The sequence below is a fragment of the Variovorax sp. 01N429 genome (assembly GCF_056399425.1).
Map to the genome: position 1 here is coordinate 1 of NZ_JBFTRG010000205.1, position 386 is coordinate 386.

Genomic DNA, 386 nt, shown 5'->3' on the forward strand with positions numbered 1-386 from the left:
ACGTGGGACGGCTACCTCGAGGTCGGCCGCCAGTTCGCCGCGAACGCGCCGAAGGGCAGCGCGTTCATGGACAGCGTCACCGGCATGTACAACGCGATGATCGGCCAGCAGCCGACGTCCTACTACGACGCCGGCGGCAAGCTGATCTACGACACGAACCCGGCCGTCAAGAACGCCTTCGACACCGCCTCGCGTGCCGCGCAGGACAAGTTGAGCGCGAAGCTCGTGCAGTTCCAGACCGACTGGGACCAGGCGTTCGCCAAGGGCGGCTTCGCGACGATCTCGTGCCCGTCGTGGATGATCGGCTACATCAAGGAGAAGTCCGGCGACGGCATGGGCGGCAAGTGGGACGTCGCCCAGGCGCCGGGGGCCACCGGCAACTGGGG

General features: G+C 67.6%; 1 protein-coding gene. It reads left to right on the plus strand.

Annotated elements, in window-relative coordinates:
* Positions 1 to 386 (plus strand): hypothetical protein (locus tag AC1DSF_RS31260; RefSeq protein ID WP_478184190.1); only part of this gene is annotated, 386 nt, incomplete at both ends.